Annotated in this window: 14 protein-coding genes; 3 read left to right on the forward strand and 11 right to left on the reverse strand. The window is 44.0% G+C overall.

The window, feature by feature from the left end; all coding sequences use genetic code 11:
* Nucleotides 1–798: TolC family protein (locus BACCELL_RS26150; protein WP_007213585.1), on the reverse strand; the 798-nt coding region annotated here is incomplete at its 3' end.
* A 191-nt stretch (nucleotides 799–989) separates the two neighbouring features.
* On the opposite strand from BACCELL_RS26150, the gene BACCELL_RS18790 reads away from it, so the two are divergent.
* From BACCELL_RS18790 to BACCELL_RS18800, 3 genes are all read left to right on the forward strand, one after another.
* Complete coding sequence (locus BACCELL_RS18790; protein WP_007213586.1) at nucleotides 990–1,217, forward strand: DUF4492 domain-containing protein; 228 nt, start codon at nucleotides 990–992, stop codon at nucleotides 1,215–1,217.
* Between the two features lie 68 nt (nucleotides 1,218–1,285).
* A complete protein-coding gene (locus BACCELL_RS18795; protein WP_007213587.1) occupies nucleotides 1,286–2,842 on the forward strand; it encodes a cytochrome ubiquinol oxidase subunit I in 1,557 nt (518 codons plus the stop codon).
* Between the two features lie 116 nt (nucleotides 2,843–2,958).
* Nucleotides 2,959–4,104, forward strand: coding sequence for a cytochrome d ubiquinol oxidase subunit II (locus BACCELL_RS18800; protein WP_007213588.1), 1,146 nt, complete (start codon nucleotides 2,959–2,961; stop codon nucleotides 4,102–4,104).
* Nucleotides 4,105–4,183: 79 nt separating this feature from the next.
* On the opposite strand, the gene BACCELL_RS18805 is transcribed toward BACCELL_RS18800, so the two are convergent.
* The 10 genes from BACCELL_RS18805 to BACCELL_RS27155 all read right to left on the reverse strand — a co-directional run.
* Nucleotides 4,184–5,425: a type IX secretion system plug protein gene (locus BACCELL_RS18805; RefSeq protein ID WP_007213589.1), complete on the reverse strand. Its 1,242-nt coding sequence runs from the start codon at nucleotides 5,423–5,425 to the stop codon at nucleotides 4,184–4,186.
* 34 nt (nucleotides 5,426–5,459) lie between these two features.
* Nucleotides 5,460–6,194, reverse strand: coding sequence for a monofunctional biosynthetic peptidoglycan transglycosylase (gene mtgA, locus BACCELL_RS18810; protein WP_007213590.1), 735 nt, complete (start codon nucleotides 6,192–6,194; stop codon nucleotides 5,460–5,462).
* Nucleotides 6,195–6,305: 111 nt separating this feature from the next.
* The gene (locus BACCELL_RS18815; RefSeq protein WP_007213591.1) at nucleotides 6,306–6,980 is read right to left on the reverse strand and encodes an OmpA family protein; all 675 of its coding nucleotides are present in this window, start codon (nucleotides 6,978–6,980) and stop codon (nucleotides 6,306–6,308) included.
* A 95-nt stretch (nucleotides 6,981–7,075) separates the two neighbouring features.
* Nucleotides 7,076–8,404, reverse strand: a complete 1,329-nt coding sequence (locus BACCELL_RS18820) for an MATE family efflux transporter (RefSeq protein WP_007213592.1) — start codon at nucleotides 8,402–8,404, stop codon at nucleotides 7,076–7,078.
* 109 nt (nucleotides 8,405–8,513) lie between these two features.
* The gene (locus BACCELL_RS18825; protein WP_007213593.1) at nucleotides 8,514–8,921 is read right to left on the reverse strand and encodes a pyridoxamine 5'-phosphate oxidase family protein; all 408 of its coding nucleotides are present in this window, start codon (nucleotides 8,919–8,921) and stop codon (nucleotides 8,514–8,516) included.
* 79 nt (nucleotides 8,922–9,000) lie between these two features.
* Nucleotides 9,001–9,819, reverse strand: a complete 819-nt coding sequence (locus BACCELL_RS18830) for a helix-turn-helix domain-containing protein (protein WP_007213594.1) — start codon at nucleotides 9,817–9,819, stop codon at nucleotides 9,001–9,003.
* A gap of 31 nt (nucleotides 9,820–9,850) precedes the next feature.
* Nucleotides 9,851–10,354 (reverse strand): DUF4251 domain-containing protein, encoded by a 504-nt coding sequence (locus BACCELL_RS18835; protein ID WP_007213595.1) that lies wholly within the window; start codon nucleotides 10,352–10,354, stop codon nucleotides 9,851–9,853.
* 37 nt (nucleotides 10,355–10,391) lie between these two features.
* Complete coding sequence (locus BACCELL_RS18840) at nucleotides 10,392–11,018, reverse strand: TetR/AcrR family transcriptional regulator (protein WP_007213596.1); 627 nt, start codon at nucleotides 11,016–11,018, stop codon at nucleotides 10,392–10,394.
* A gap of 8 nt (nucleotides 11,019–11,026) precedes the next feature.
* On the reverse strand, nucleotides 11,027–15,232 hold the full coding sequence (locus BACCELL_RS18845) for an acyl-CoA dehydratase activase (protein WP_007213597.1): 4,206 nt from the start codon (nucleotides 15,230–15,232) through the stop codon (nucleotides 11,027–11,029).
* Between the two features lie 117 nt (nucleotides 15,233–15,349).
* On the reverse strand, nucleotides 15,350–15,551 hold a 202-nt coding region (locus tag BACCELL_RS27155; protein WP_211211335.1), incomplete at its 5' end, for a hypothetical protein.

Here is a 15,551-nt window from a genome sequence, read left to right on the forward strand (position 1 = left end):
GGGCAGATAGAGGTTCATTTCCTTTTCACCATCCAGTTCAAGTAGTTGTTTCAGTTGTAGTTTGTAGTCTTGAAGGGTGGCTTGTGCCGTCACTAACTGATATTTATCTGTGCTGACCTGTGCATCCAGTTGCGCAAGATCACTCTTGGCGATGCTTCCGGCTTCCAATAATTGCTGTCCGCGGTCACGTTCGGCCTGGCTGACGGCAAGTGTATTTTCGTTCACTTTCACAGCTTCGGCAGCATAGAGTATCTGCACATATATCTGTGCAATGCTTTCCTCGATAGAATTTTCACTCTCGGCAACGTTGAGCTCGGCGATGCGATTGTTCAGTTGCTGTTGCTTGATGGTGTTCAGACGTTTGCTACCGTTGTAAAGGGTCCAGTTGGCATCAATGCCATAACTGCCGTTGTACGAGGTCTTACTGCTACTGCTGGTGATGTTGTCGCCACTGATGATGGTACCGCTTTCACTGTTCGGGCGGTTCACAATGCGCTGGCTGATACTTGCCGAGAGGCTGGGAAAAAGAGCAGCCTTGGCCGTTTTTACATCTACTTCTGCGCTTTCCGCACTGATACGGTTACGCTTCAGGGTGATGTTGTGTTGCAAGGCATAGTCGATGCAAGTCTGCAAATCCCACTGAGCGGGAAGTGCAGTGTCAGCTTTGGGAGCGGCATCGGATGCCGTTAACTCTTGCGATGCAATGGGAGCGGCGTCCTGTGCCCGCAGTGTCGTGCTGCCGACACAGGCGCTTGCTACGCAGAGTGTTATCACTGTCAATCTTCTTACGTTTCTCATATCTTCGTTATGCTATATTGTTTAACGCTTGCGAAGATACGGTGTCGGAAAATGCCCCGCAAAAGAGATAGACAGTTCTGAATTTTTCGTCGTCGGAATGCTTTTTTGTGTCGATGACTAACTTTTTGCCCTTTTATTTGTTATTTAATATATAAAAGTTTTATATTTGTAATGATTATAAATTTTCTATTATGAAGAATACAGTCCTGAAAATCTGGCGTTTTTACGTCGATGGTTTCCGAGGTATGACACTTGGGAGAACTTTATGGTTCATTATTCTGGTGAAACTCTTCATCATGTTCTTCATATTGCGCCTTTTCTTCTTTCCCAATTATCTGAATACGCCGGCCGTAGGCGGAGATAAAGAAGAGTATGTGGGCAGGGAACTCATCCATCGTGCTATTGGTGATCCGCCTTGAGTAAAGCAATAACTCCTTTAACTTCTGAGTAAAGCAACTAACAATTAATAACTATAACTCGATTTCTTATGCTTGAACACATCGACACTTCTCTGATTGACTGGTCGAGGGCACAATTTGCACTGACCGCTATTTATCATTGGATTTTTGTGCCGCTCACGCTAGGGCTGGCAGTCATCATGGGTATCATGGAGACTATGTATTATCGTACGGGTGATGAGTTTTGGAAACGCACCGCCAAGTTTTGGATGAAACTATTCGGTATCAACTTTGCCATAGGTGTGGCGACGGGACTGATTCTGGAGTTTGAGTTCGGAACCAACTGGAGCAATTACAGCTGGTTTGTGGGCGATATCTTCGGGGCGCCGCTTGCTATCGAAGGCATTCTGGCCTTCTTTATGGAGGCTACTTTCATCGCAGTCATGTTCTTTGGCTGGGATAAGGTGAGCAAGAAGTTTCACCTGGCATCTACCTGGCTGACGGGACTTGGTGCTACGATTTCGGCCTGGTGGATACTTGTGGCAAATGCATGGATGCAAAATCCGGTGGGGATGGAGTTCAATCCGGATACAGTGAGAAATGAGATGGTGGACTTTTGGGCAGTGGCTTTGTCGCCTACGGCGGTGAATAAGTTTTTCCATACGGTGTTGTCTGGCTGGGTGCTGGGTGCCGTGTTTGTGGTAGGTGTGGCGTGCTGGTTTCTGCTGAAGAAGCGGAATAAGAAGTTCGCATTGTCCAGCATAAAGATAGCTGCCTGGGTAGGTTTGGTTTCGGCCCTGCTCTCTGCATGGACGGGAGACGGTTCGGGCTATCAGGTGGCACAGACGCAGCCGATGAAGCTGGCTGCCATGGAAGGATATTATGAGGGGCAGCAGGGGGCCGGATTGGTTGCCATCGGTATGCTGAATCCTGAAAAAAAGACTTATAATGACGGACAGGATCCTTTCCTGTTCAGAATAGAGATACCAAAGATGCTTTCATTGCTGGCGGAAAGGAAGTTGGATGGATTCGTGCCCGGTATCACGGACCTTATTGAGGGTGGTTATCAGTTGAAAGACGGAACGCAGGCACTTTCTGCCGAGGAGAAGATAGAACGCGGGAAAACAGCGATTGGTGCGCTGGCAGCTTATCGTGCCGCACAGGCTGCGGATAACGATGCCGAAGCTGTGGAAGCTGCCAAGGTGTTGAAGGAAAATGTAGCTTATTTTGGTTATGGATATATTAAGGATGTAAATGACCTGGTTCCTAATGTGCCACTGACATTCTATGCATTTCGTGTGATGGTGATGTTGGGCGGATACTTTATACTATTCTTTATAGTTGTATTGTTCCTGGCATACAAGCGGGATTTGTCAAAAATGAAATGGATGCACTGGGTAGCTCTGCTGACTATTCCGTTGGGTTATCTGGCCGGACAAGCCGGATGGGTGGTTGCCGAATGTGGACGTCAGCCATGGGCCATACAGGATATGCTGCCTGTAAATGCAGCTATCTCAAAGTTGGATGTCGGCTCCGTGCAGACAACATTCTTCATCTTCCTGGTATTGTTTACCGTCATGCTGATAGCCGAAATCGGTATCTTGCTGAAAGCGATAAAGAAAGGACCGGAAGGAGAAGATTTATAAGATTTATGATTTAAGATTTATGCCATGCGGAATTATGGCGTGGTATAAATCATATTCTATTCTCTATAAATCATAAATCATCCCCCATAAATTATAAATCATAAATTATAAATCTTATGACCTACGTTTTTCTACAACAATATTGGTGGTTCGTGGTATCATTGCTGGGAGCCCTTCTTGTATTCCTGCTGTTTGTGCAGGGTGGTAATTCGCTTATTTTCTGCCTGGGCAAGACGGAAGAGCACAGGAAAATGATGATTAACTCTACCGGGCGGAAGTGGGAGTTTACGTTCACTACGCTGGTAACGTTTGGTGGTGCGTTCTTTGCATCTTTCCCATTGTTTTATAGTACAAGTTTTGGTGGTGCGTACTGGCTTTGGATGATTATTCTGTTCAGCTTTGTGTTGCAGGCTGTCAGCTATGAGTTCCAGAGCAAGGCGGGAAATCTGCTGGGAAAGAATACATACCGTACATTCCTGGTGATTAATGGAGTAGTAGGTCCGGTGCTGCTGGGCGGTGCGGTGGCTACGTTTTTTACCGGTTCGGAGTTTTATATCGATAAGGGGAATATGACGAATACGGTGATGCCGGTTATCAGTCATTGGGCAAATGGTTGGCATGGTCTGGATGCGTTGACTAATCCATGGAATGTAGTGCTTGGGTTGGCAGTGTTCTTCCTGGCTCGTATTCTGGGAGCTCTTTACTTTATTAATAATATTGATGATAAGGATCTGGTGGCACGTAGCCGGCGTTCGTTGATAGGTAATTCCGTGCTGTTCCTGGTGTTCTTCCTGTCGTTTGTTATCCGCACGCTGTTGGCAGATGGATATGCGGTGAATCCGGAGACGGGTGAAGTCTTTATGGAACCGTATAAGTATCTGACGAACTTTATCGAAATGCCGCTGGTACTGGTGCTGTTTCTGATAGGAGTGGTGCTGGTGCTGTTCGGTATAGGAAAGAGTTTGTTGAAGACAAAGTTTGATAAAGGTATCTGGTTTACGGGCATAGGTACGGTGCTGGCGGTACTTGCATTGTTGCTGGTTGCAGGATATAATAATACGGCTTATTATCCTTCTACCAATGATTTACAGAGTTCACTGACGTTGGCAAACAGTTGCTCCAGCCAGTTTACACTGAGGGTAATGTTCTATGTTTCCTTCCTGGTTCCGTTTGTTCTTGCGTATATCTTCTATGCTTGGAGAAGTATTGATATACATAAGATTAGTGAAAAGGAAATGAAAGATGGAGGACACGCATATTAGATAGTTACGAGTTACGAGCTACAAACTACGAGTTGCTGCACTGTTACGCTGAAAAACACTCGTAGCTTGTAGCTCGTAACTATTTCACCTGTTGCATCCCGATCAGCCTGTCGTATCTTTCTCCAAAGGCCCGGTGGTAAACAAGGATCAGATATTCATTCTCTGTCTCATAGAAATTCCCCTCTGCCTGTGCGGTACTTCCTACGGTGGTACCGGGAGCCACATATAAGTATTGATAATTATACGCTCCCTGTTTCAGCAATTGCGTGCATTCATAAGCATGCGCTTCTGCATTATACTTCAACCGACTCTCTTCATTAAAATTATCATAAGTAAAAGCTCCTTGCAGATAGAAGTTCCCTTCAGTTAGCGGGTTCTCCCATAGCAGAGAGAAATGAACGAAGAAGTAATCTGCTTCCGTAGCATTATCTACTGCCTCGTCATATCGTATTACGAAGCGTCCGTTCTGATCCTGATCGTAACTGTAGTTTAGTAAGCGAGGCTCGTCCGGGCGGAGTGTGACATGATAGTAAGGAGCATGATAACGAATACTCTCCACACCCTGCGAGGCATAGCGGGTACTCACCATTTCAAAACGCCGGTATTCGTTTCCCGCAGGAAATATCAAGGCCCGGTTATGTTCGTAACGTAGCTGATCGGGACCAATATAGGAAGGATGCAGATTTGTTACCCAGTTATCCGTACGATTATCCTGTAAAACGTGTACTTTGACTTCATTCTGCGGATTGCGGATAGGATATCCTTTATACTGAATGCTAAAACTCACCTGCTGGTGCGTCTTATTCCGGTCTATCTCAGTGTCACTGCTGACTTGTGCCGATACGTTCACCTCCTTTTGCAATACCCGGAAACAGGTAGTGAAAGCCGGCTTATCCTTTCCATCCGCATCGTCATAAACAGTCAGACGGTAGTTACCCGAAAGTTTCAGTTGTACCTGGTCGTTAGGAAGTGTCAGACGGTAATGCGTGTAGGGCAGGGTAGTATTGACGGAAATATCATGATCTTCTATCGGATTGTCATTGAAACCATCCAGATATTCTGTTTCGGAAAGATCCGAAGGTGTCCAGTCCGCATTGCAGTGCGTGAGGATGTACTGGTAGCGGTGGTAATCGTGAGTCAGGTGGTCGAAAGATATTTCTACAGTTTCATTCTCTCCCAGCCGGATGACGGCAGGCGACATATAATCATTGTTGGCAATGACCTGCACCGTATGTATATGCTGATTATAAACCTCCGTACGCTGGGCATGCACCCCGCAACAGATGATACAAATCAAGAATAGCGACAAGATTTTTTTCATTCCTTACCATATTAAGCATACAAATATACACAGATTATTTCTTTTTCCTCTTCTCAGTCTTCTGCTTCTTGACTTCTTTCTTTTCTACCGGAGGGAATTTGGGAACCAATTTCATCAATCTAAGGATTTGCGACTGTCTCCGCAGAATGTAAGCTGACGGATGCGCTGAATCAAAACGTATCGGATTGGGGAGTGTTGCCGCTATCAATGCACATTGTCCTGCAGTCAGTTTGGCGGCAGTGGTATGGAACTTATATTTGGCGGCAGCTTCTGCTCCATAAATACCTTGTCCCATTTCGATGGAGTTGAGATAGACTTCCATAATCCGTTCTTTCGACCAGCATAGTTCTATCAACCAGGTGAAATAAACTTCGAATCCCTTTCGTACCCATGAGGATTGCGGCCAAAGGAATACATTCTTTGCGGTCTGTTGGCTAATAGTACTGGCACCCCGTTTCCGTTTGCGGGTTTCATTCTCTTTCATGGCTTTTTTTATCTCTTCGAAATCGAAGCCGTTGTGGGTGGCAAAGCGATTATCTTCCGAAGCGATAACTGCCATCGGCAAGTGAGGGGAGATCTTATCGAAAGAAACCCAAGTATGATGCCATACCGGCTTTTCGCCTTTGAAGAGTTGCTGGGTACTGCGGATTACCATGAGGGGAGTGGTGTAAACAGGGATAAAGCGATACAGCACCACTGCCAGAATAGTGGAAATAAAGAAAAAGAGTATCAGGTTGCGGACTATCCGCAAGACTTTCTTTATACTCATTGTCGTGGTTTTTAATGTTAAAAAGCTACGAGTTACAAGTTACAAGCTACAAGTACCTTTCGGACTGATAGCGCAATAACCTGTAGCTCGTAGCCTTTTGTAGCTCGTAACTTACTTGCCTGCTTCTGCATTCTTAATCATCTGCTCGCTGGCGTACATATAAATATCTACGCGGCGATTCTGGCTGGCCGACATGCTGTCGTCATACTGATTGTAGCCTACGCCTTCCACCTTCTTGAACTGTGAAGGAGACACACCGCAATCTTGCAGATAATTCTCTACGGTATATGCACGGTCTTTTGAAACCTTCATGTTAGCTTCATATGTACCTACTTTATCCGTATGGCCTACGATTGCAATATCTGTTGTAGGGTCTTCTTTCAATATCTGGGCCAGTTCGCGCAGAGAAGACTTGGAAGTATTGCTCAATGTAGATGAATTGAAGCCAAACAGGATACCTGATTCAAAAGTAACCTTTACAGCGGCAAGGCCATTGGTATCTGTTACTTTCTCTACCTGTGCGCCTTCAATCTTGGCAGCTTCGGCAGCCTTCTTGTCCATCTTATGACCGATGGCAACACCTGCACCCGTACCTACTGCTGCACCTACTGCTGCACCAATAGCCGCACCCTTACCTTTACCGATCAATCCACCGATAATGGCACCGGCAGCAGCGCCCGATCCACCACCTATCACACCACCTTTGGCAGTGTTATTCATTGTGCTGCAACTTCCTAATAATATGGCACCGCTCAATAGCAGTACACTAATCTTAATCTTTTTCATACTTTATTCTTTTAAAATGTTACTATGTTTGTAATGCAAAGTTAGTTATATAACAATTCTATTGTAATTATGTTTAGGTCTTTTGTTCTGCATTTTTAGAGTATTTTTCTCTTTATCAATATAAACCACGCGGTAAGGATAATTCCTTTGGCAATAGTTGTTGCACTTACAGCCCACCATATGGCGTCTACGCCCATTCCCATGTGTACCAGGAACAGTGCTACGGGAATACGCATATAGTTGCATGATATACTGATGATGGCAGGAGGAATCGTTCTTCCTAATCCGTAGAAGACCCCTTGCATGGTGATTTCCAGCATCATGAAGAGTTGTGAATAACCGTCTATGCGCAGGAAGTCACCACCTACGCGAAATGCTTCCGGTTCGGGTACGAAGATAGAGAATACTTCGCTTCCGAAAAAGATAAACAGCAGCGAACATAGTGTGCCGAATATGGACGTCATCCATAATGTAGTGTACCAGGCTTTCTTTACCCTCGACTTCTCTCCGGCGGCATAGTTTTGTGCAATGAAAGTGCTTAGTCCGGTAGAGAAGCCTTGTGAAGTATTCCAGGTGATGGCTTCTATTTGTCCTCCGGTGGTAAAGGCCATAAGACCAATGTGTCCACCTTGTTCCGAAGCTGTACGTGAAAGGAACATATTGACAAAAGCGAACAAAGTATTCAGTGTGGCAACCGGAAGTCCCAACTTGAATATACGCCGGGTATATTTCTTTTTGAGACGTGTCAGGAAGGGAAATCCACCTAACAGATCGTCTTTATAGCGTAGCTTATAGATGAATATACCGAATACCGTAGCCTCGGCCAGCCATGTGGCAAGTGCTGCACCTACCGTTCCCCAGCCGAAACCGAAGATGAAAAGCGGATCGAGTATGATATTCATAATCAATCCTGTGCCGCTGATATAGAAGGGTGTTTTGCTTCGTCCTGCCGCATTGTATATTCCGGTGAAGGCTGCGGACAGAAACACGAACGGTAGTCCTGTTGAGACAATACGCAAGTAAGTCACGGCATTTTCCGTGATATGTTCTTTCAGCTCGAATATACGTAGGATGGGATTGGCAAACAAGAATAGCAAAGCAGCCCAGCAGATGGAGATGAGCAAGGCAATACTGATGTTGTGCGAAGCAAACTGCCGGGCATCCTGTTCGTTGCGCGCACCTATGGATTGTCCTACGCTGACTTCCGAACCTACTTTATTTAGCAAGGCTATGGAGCCGGACATCCACGTCAATATTCCCACTGCACCAACGGCGGCAACAGCTTCACTACCTATACGGCCTACCCATGCCATGTCCGTCAGGCTGTATGCCATCTGGATGAACGAGGTAGCCATAATGGGCATCGCCAGATTGAATAGTTGGCGGTTAATGGGACCTTTAGTCAGATTCTTTGTTCCTTGCATTCTTTACAGTCTCTAAATTTCGGGCTGCAAATTTACGGATTATTTGTTAATAACCACGCTGCCGGTCGCTTTTCTGTCTATTGAGTTGAATTCCTTCGACAGGACTCCATTAAACTTTCTTGTGGATGAACTTTCCGTCAATCCAGTAAGTGGCGTGGTTTGCTGTAAATTTCAGTATTACATAGTTGGGATCGGTCGGTCCGCCGGGAAAATGATTGATGAACCAGTCTTGCCAAAGCTCTTGTTTTACATTTTGGTCTGTGATTACTTCCACATCACCTGTCATGCAAACACTGTTTCCCTGTGCATAGAAGCATAGTCCGCCTTTCGGATTCTTGCGAAAATCCTCGGTCTTCATGGAGTCGCTTCCGGTTGACATCCATACTGTTGAAATGTCTTCGGACTTAACCATACTCATAGGCACGGGGCGTGGATATCCTTCTTTATTTACTGAGGTCAGAACGACTACTTCACTTTCGCGCAACATTTGTGCGGCTTTTTCTCTCATTGTTTCCATAATGCAGAATTTGTTTTGTTAATTGAATGGTGCAAATATAGGTAGTCGGAGATATTCCTGCATTGTACAAAAACGACATTTATGCTTCTACGTAAGTCAGTGTGACATCTTCTTCTGTCAGAGGAATAGAAAGGAAAGAGTAGGGAGTATTGCCGGATAACCTTTTAATTTCTCTTGAGAGGTGCGGCACGTCATAATAGCCTGCATGGATAGCAGTAGAGAGCAGATTGTCACTGGTAGTGCCCCTTAATAAATCCACCGCGTTCTTGAATTTCATGATTCTGCTGTATATTTTCGGGGTATAACCTGTGTTCATCTTGAATTTGCGTTCAAATTGTCGCTGGCACAGACAAATATTCTCCATCAATGACTGCACGGACAGTTTTCCCTGATGCCGGTTAATCTGTTTTATTGCAAATACAATCTGCGGATCTGTCGGCAAGTCGTGTTTATAAAGAGATTTGATAAATAATTCTTCTATGATCTTTACCCTATTTTCTAAACAGTCTTCTTCGCATAGCCTTTCTGCAAAAGAAGTATCGAAAAAGCAGGTTACCTCGTCTGCACTGATTCTCAGGTTAGTCAGTTCGTGCAGTGGCAGACGGATAAAGCGGGATAGTCCGCAAGGTAGGAAGCGAACCCCTAACATGTGAACCGTTTCCGCATACGCTACCAATTCCGAATAGCTATTCATCGGACCTATAAAATAAGCACGATAAGGCTTCATGGTCAGACTGCTATTTACCGCTTGTGTTGCTTCCCCAAGGGTGAAGATAAAGTCTGTACATCCATCAGGAAGTATGTTGATACGCATTCCGTACTCCGGATTCCCTTTGAATTCCCAATACTTGTCTATATAGGGAGAGAGTAGTGCGCAGGGTTGGTATTCTTTATACATAAATTTAAAAAGATATCATGTACAAAGGTAATCATTGGTTGATTTCTTCCGGCATATCCAGTTCTCCCTGGAAACTGATGGACTGACGGTTCTGCATATTCACGAATATCGAAGATGATCCGTTACTGAAAACGTCTATACTGAAATCGAACTTATCCTCCTCACTTCGTGCAGAGAACTTTATCTTGGCTGTTTCCTTCTTGTCCCACTCCAACTTATAGTCGGTGAGTGGAGCTTTGAAGTTTAGCCCTTCTCCACCGCCATAAGGAATAGAGTAAGCACGCCCATAGTAAGGCAGATAAGATATAACGGAATCATTTCTTATTTCCACAGAGTACGGTGAAGTTAGTGTAACAGACCGTCCTCGTGCAGGAAGAGCTCTGTTTACATTTATTTTATACTTCCCGGATGTGACCAGTTTTTCAACGGCCTGCTTCTTCAGTTCTTTTTTCTCTTTCTTAGTTTGTGCCGAAAGAGTAGGCATACTCATTGCAGTTATCAGCAATAAGGAGAAAATAATTCGAATCGTTTTCATACTATACTTTTTTATCGGTTATGTATATGAGTAACAATCAATTTTCCTTCTCAATACCCAGCAAATTCATCAAGTGAAAAAGAATATATTGCTTCCACTCCAGCATAAAAACCGAAAAATCGGTAGTATCTTTCAGGAATATGCTGGTGATCAAATTTTTTGTAATCAAAGGAAAAGTAAGCAAACCATAGAAAGTTATGAATACTGTATGTATGGGTACTTTCTTTAGTCTGCCTGCTTCCATTTCCATGAGCAGTCGTTCCTTTATAATCAGGAACGTTTCTTCAAACTGCATTTCCTTAGCTGCATCAAGCAGGTGGTTGACATCGCGCTGTATTTCCCCGCATATAAACTTTGGCATGTCAGGGTTTTCGGTGAAGAGTGTTATATACTTATCCAATATAAGACTTACGCGATCTATGAACGGCAGTTCCTGCTGTATTATTTCCTGTACTTTCGGTAATAGCGACATCACTATCGAACCGAATACAGCCTGAAACATTCTGTCTTTTGTCCTGAAATAGTAGTGTAGGGTAGGACGGTTTATTCCTACTTTTGCGGCAATATCACTCATGCTGGTTTCAACGAAGCCTTTTTCTATAAAAAGCTGTTTCGCTGTTTCAATTATTTGATATTCCAACTCATTGTTTTCTGTAGCTCCCATGGTCTTATTTATTTTATGTTATCAACAAAAAGTAACAGGCGATTGGTGATATTCACATCGCTGACGCTACTGTCAAAATCTAAAGATAATATATTTATCTGAGGGTAGACAGACTTTATACGTTTTTCTATTCCCTTTTCCACAATATGGTTAGCTATACACCCGAATGGTTGCAAACTGATGACATGATTAATACCCTGACTGGCAAAAGACGACATCTCTCCGGCAATCAGCCAGCCTTCACCGAACTGCGTGTTCAGCGATATAACCTGTTTGGCTTTTTCCGCTTTCTCGTAAATATTTTCAAAGGGTTGAAAGTACAGGAAGGCTTTTCCTATCTTGTTGATTTTATCAATTTGTTTCTGAACTTTTCCATAAAGCCAGTCGATAGCGAAATCAGGAATATATTTCTTTTTTATATGACTATCCTGGTTTACTTTCATATTGACGAAGCTTTGCATGAAAAAGTCTGTCATCAATGGAGGAACCACCTCTATACCTCTGTCTATGAGCCATGTGGTGATATCTTTTTGTGCAAAAGGATTGAACTTTAGGAAGATTTCTCCTACCACACCCACCTTGGGGCATGATTTTTGCTGACAGATCTGATTGAATTCGTCAACTGCCAGAGATAAATAACTGAGCAAATCTTCCGGTCTGTTTTTTAGGATAAGAGGCTTTGCCGCTTCCAGGTACATATCTTTTAATTTAGCTGCCTGTCCCGGCTTTTTCTCACGAACAACGGCGGCGTAATAGAATTTAGCTATGCAGTCGCTGTATAGAACAGCGGCAAGCGCTATTGGCAATACTTTCAGCCAATTTACTTTGAAGCCCGGTTGCTGATTATCTATTCCGCTGCCGAATGCTATTGACAGAATGGGAGTATGAGTGTATCCGTTTTCTATTAATGCTTTTTTTATTAAAGAGATGTAGTTGCTGGCACGGCATTGCCCTCCCGTCTGCGTAATGGCTACACAAGTGTTGTCCGGGTCATATCGTCCTTCCTTAAAAGCTTTCACGATGTCACCCACAATCAGTGTAGCCGGATAGCAAACTTCATTGTTGGAATACTTCAAACCCCAGTCGCACGAACATTCATCGCTTATGGGCAGAGTCTCCATTTCATATCCTGCCACTTTAAAAATGGAAGGAATAAGTGGTGATATAAAAGGGGTGAAGAATGGGGCGATAATCTTCTTCTTTCTGTCCTTTTTGGTGAAAAGAGGGAGGGATAAAGGTTTCTGTACCTGTCTCTCTTCAGCTTGTTGCAAACTGATGTGCAGACTCTCTACCAGCGAACGTACACGCAGTTTGATGGAACCGGTGTTACTAACGTCGTCTATCTTCAATAAAGTAAGATTTTTATTGTACTGCTTCAGTAAAGTGCGTATTTCGTCTATCAGAAAGGCATCCGGTCCACATCCGAAAGAAGTCAGCTGCATATATTGCACGTGATTTCCCTGCTGCGCTGCCCATTTGGCTGATTTCAAAATACGGTTGGTAAATGCCCATTGAGCCAGAAAATTCACCTCCTTCAGTGGAATATCCTGATGACGGACGATATCATCTGTAATTACATAAACGCCCATAGCGCTGATCATATTCGAAATCTTATGTTGTACCAACGGGTCCGAATGATATGGACGTCCGGCAAGGAGAATAATCAGCTTCTGCTTTTTATTTCCTTCTTCAACTATTTGCCGGTTATAGGCGATAAGCTCTTTTTCAAAAGCGTCTTGTGCTTTCAGTGCATGGTCGAATGCTTTCTTTACTACCTGCTCTTGTACGCCCAGTGTGCTCAGGTAGTCACGGCATTGCTTATACAGTAATCCTGTATCTTTGAAAGTGATGGCCGGATGGTCAATCGGTAAGTTATCTGTCTGGACATTCTTGATAACCTGTGAGTATCCGGACACAATGGGGCAGTTGTAACTGTTCTGTTGTTGCTTATCGATTTCTTCGAATATGACAAACGGCATAAATATCCGGTCTACTTTGTATTCGATAAGGTTTTGGATATGGCTGTGCACCAGTTTTGCAGGGAAACAGATATTGTCGGACATTACCATATTGGCCGCCTTCTCATATTTATTGAATGTCGAAGCATCCGACAGGCATACCCGGATGCCACACTCTGTGAACAAAGAATGCCAGAAGGGATATTCTTCATACATATTCAGGCAGCGGGGAATACCTATGGTCAGTAGTGGAGCGGCTATATTTACTTGCCGATCAAACAGAAGTTCGATTTTCTTTTCATAAGCATTTACGCCTTTCTCCGAAACATTCCCTTTATTGGTAAACACCTTTTCGCATTTATTGCCGGAGAAATAATGTTCTCCATTACCGAAAGTATACCGGGTGATGGCACATTGGTTTTCACATCCGTTGCACTGAACCTGTCGGGAAGTGAATTGGGCCTGATGCATCATATCTTCCAGATTTGTAACTTTGGCCGTCTTAAGTTGCTTTGCATAAAGTGCACAGCCCAGAGCACCCATTAATTCGGGACAATCGCTACGGAATACTTCTTTTCCTGTCAGCTTCTCCAGACCTCGTACGATGGCATCATTGCGCATGGTTCCACCTTGCACCACGATATGTTTTCCAAGTTCATCCGGCTTTTTAAGTTGAAGCACTTTGTACAGGCAGTTCTTTACAACAGAGTAAGAAAGACCGGCCGCTATATCCGCCACGGATGCCCCTTCACGGAGCACTTGTTTCACTTTGGAATTCATGAAAACGGTGCAGCGTGTTCCCAGATCACACGGAGCTTTTGAGAAACAAGCCGCTTTGGCGAAGTCCTCCACTTTGTAGTCCAGTGACTGTGCAAAGGTGCTGATAAAAGAACCGCATCCGGATGAGCAAGCCTCGTTTATTTCAATCCGGTTGATAATTCCGCCATTTGTGAAAATGGCTTTCATATCCTGTCCGCCGATGTCCAGGATGAAAGATACATCCTTATTTATATGTTTGGCAGCCATGTAATGGGCTATGGTTTCAATGATACCGGCATCCATCTGGAAGGCAGCTTTTATCAGATCCTCTCCGTATCCGGTGGAGCATCCTCCTTTGATTTGCAGGATCGTCCCTTTTTCCTGACATTCTTTATGCAGTTTCTGCAATCCTTCTTCCACGGCTTTTATCGGATTTCCTTTGTTGTCGTGATAGTAGGAGTACAGGATACGGTTATTTTCATCAAGCACTACTATTTTGGTGGTGGTAGAGCCGGAGTCTATTCCTATGGTAGCCTGTTGTATTCCGGATGTTAATTCCGTCCGCTGCACATCATATTGTGCCAACCTGTCCTTCCATTGCAGATATTCCGTTTCATCCTTGAAAAAAGGTGGAAGGCTATTTTGTGGCCGGTATGCCTTTTCTGATAGATTTTCCAGAAGTCCGGTTAGCTCAGTTATTTTCATTTTCCGGGAGTTCTCTGCCAGTGCTGCTCCCCAGGCTGGAATAAGATTACTTTTCTCCGGCAGCAGAAAATCGTTCTCCTCTGATAACTGCAAATAGTTGGCGAATGATTTCCTGAGTGCCGGAATAAATGTCAACGGTCCTCCACAAAGTAATATCGGAGCAACAATATCACATCCATGCGCAAGTGTAACGATGGTTTGCACCGTTACAGCATGGAAAATGGAAGCCGCGATATCTTCTTTCGGTATATTCTTGGCTATCAGATTCTGAATATCCGTCTTACAGAATACACCACATCGGGAAGCTATCGGATGCACTCGTGTTGCCCGGAGAGCCAGTCCGTTCAGTTCATCCATCGATATTCCCAATAATATGGCCATCTGATCGATAAATGCCCCTGTTCCTCCGGCACAGTTTCCGTTCATCCGTAAATCGGTGGCTTGATTATTCTGGAAGAAGACGACTTTGGCATCTTCTCCTCCGATGTCGATCATGGAAGATATTCCGGGATGATTCTGCCGAATATATTGGGCTGCCGCTACCACTTCCTGCACGAAAGGCAGAGAGTATTTCTCTGCGATTCCCATGCCTACTGAACCGGTGATATTGATTGATAAAGTAACATCGCCCATCTGTTCTTTCAACTGGTGGAAAAATGCCAGTAGGCATTCCTGAACTTTTGCCTGATGCCTTTCATATTTGTAGAAAAGGACATTTCTCTCACTCTTATCCAGCACTATTATTTTAGCGGTAGTAGAGCCGATATCCAGGCCGACTTTGTAAATATCCATAATAGAATTCTGCTGATTTGGTATATAAATAATAAAATCAGATATATTAGTCTGACACTAATGTCAGACGCTGCAAATGTACGAAATCTTTTGGAAAAAGTGAGCGATTGTCTTTATTTAACTTTTTGCCGACAACACGACTGATTTTATTTCGAAGGTGCAATAGGCTTGGTAAGGATGGTAAAATTCGAGTTTTACCAGTCGAAATGATTTCCTTGGTTGGATATGGATTAAATTAAAGGCATCTGTTATTTTCGTGGAGATTGAAATTGTTGTCAAAAAGAAAAAAGCCTCTGACTTGCAGAGGCTTTTTTCTTTT

The organism is Bacteroides cellulosilyticus DSM 14838, from assembly GCF_000158035.1.
Classification (GTDB): Bacteria; Bacteroidota; Bacteroidia; order Bacteroidales; family Bacteroidaceae; genus Bacteroides; species Bacteroides cellulosilyticus.

What these genes read in the sequence shown, in the direction of transcription:
- BACCELL_RS18790 (WP_007213586.1), top strand. Translation starts at nt 990, where the DNA reads ATGAAGAATACAGTCCTGAAAATCTGGCGTTTTTACGTCGATGGTTTC.
- BACCELL_RS18795 (WP_007213587.1), top strand. Translation starts at nt 1,286, where the DNA reads ATGCTTGAACACATCGACACTTCTCTGATTGACTGGTCGAGGGCACAA.
- BACCELL_RS18800 (WP_007213588.1), top strand. Translation starts at nt 2,959, where the DNA reads ATGACCTACGTTTTTCTACAACAATATTGGTGGTTCGTGGTATCATTG.
- BACCELL_RS18805 (WP_007213589.1), bottom strand. Translation starts at nt 5,425, where the DNA reads ATGAAAAAAATCTTGTCGCTATTCTTGATTTGTATCATCTGTTGCGGG.
- mtgA (WP_007213590.1), bottom strand. Translation starts at nt 6,194, where the DNA reads ATGAGTATAAAGAAAGTCTTGCGGATAGTCCGCAACCTGATACTCTTT.
- BACCELL_RS18815 (WP_007213591.1), bottom strand. Translation starts at nt 6,980, where the DNA reads ATGAAAAAGATTAAGATTAGTGTACTGCTATTGAGCGGTGCCATATTA.
- BACCELL_RS18820 (WP_007213592.1), bottom strand. Translation starts at nt 8,404, where the DNA reads ATGCAAGGAACAAAGAATCTGACTAAAGGTCCCATTAACCGCCAACTA.
- BACCELL_RS18825 (WP_007213593.1), bottom strand. Translation starts at nt 8,921, where the DNA reads ATGGAAACAATGAGAGAAAAAGCCGCACAAATGTTGCGCGAAAGTGAA.
- BACCELL_RS18830 (WP_007213594.1), bottom strand. Translation starts at nt 9,819, where the DNA reads ATGTATAAAGAATACCAACCCTGCGCACTACTCTCTCCCTATATAGAC.
- BACCELL_RS18835 (WP_007213595.1), bottom strand. Translation starts at nt 10,354, where the DNA reads ATGAAAACGATTCGAATTATTTTCTCCTTATTGCTGATAACTGCAATG.
- BACCELL_RS18840 (WP_007213596.1), bottom strand. Translation starts at nt 11,018, where the DNA reads ATGGGAGCTACAGAAAACAATGAGTTGGAATATCAAATAATTGAAACA.
- BACCELL_RS18845 (WP_007213597.1), bottom strand. Translation starts at nt 15,232, where the DNA reads ATGGATATTTACAAAGTCGGCCTGGATATCGGCTCTACTACCGCTAAA.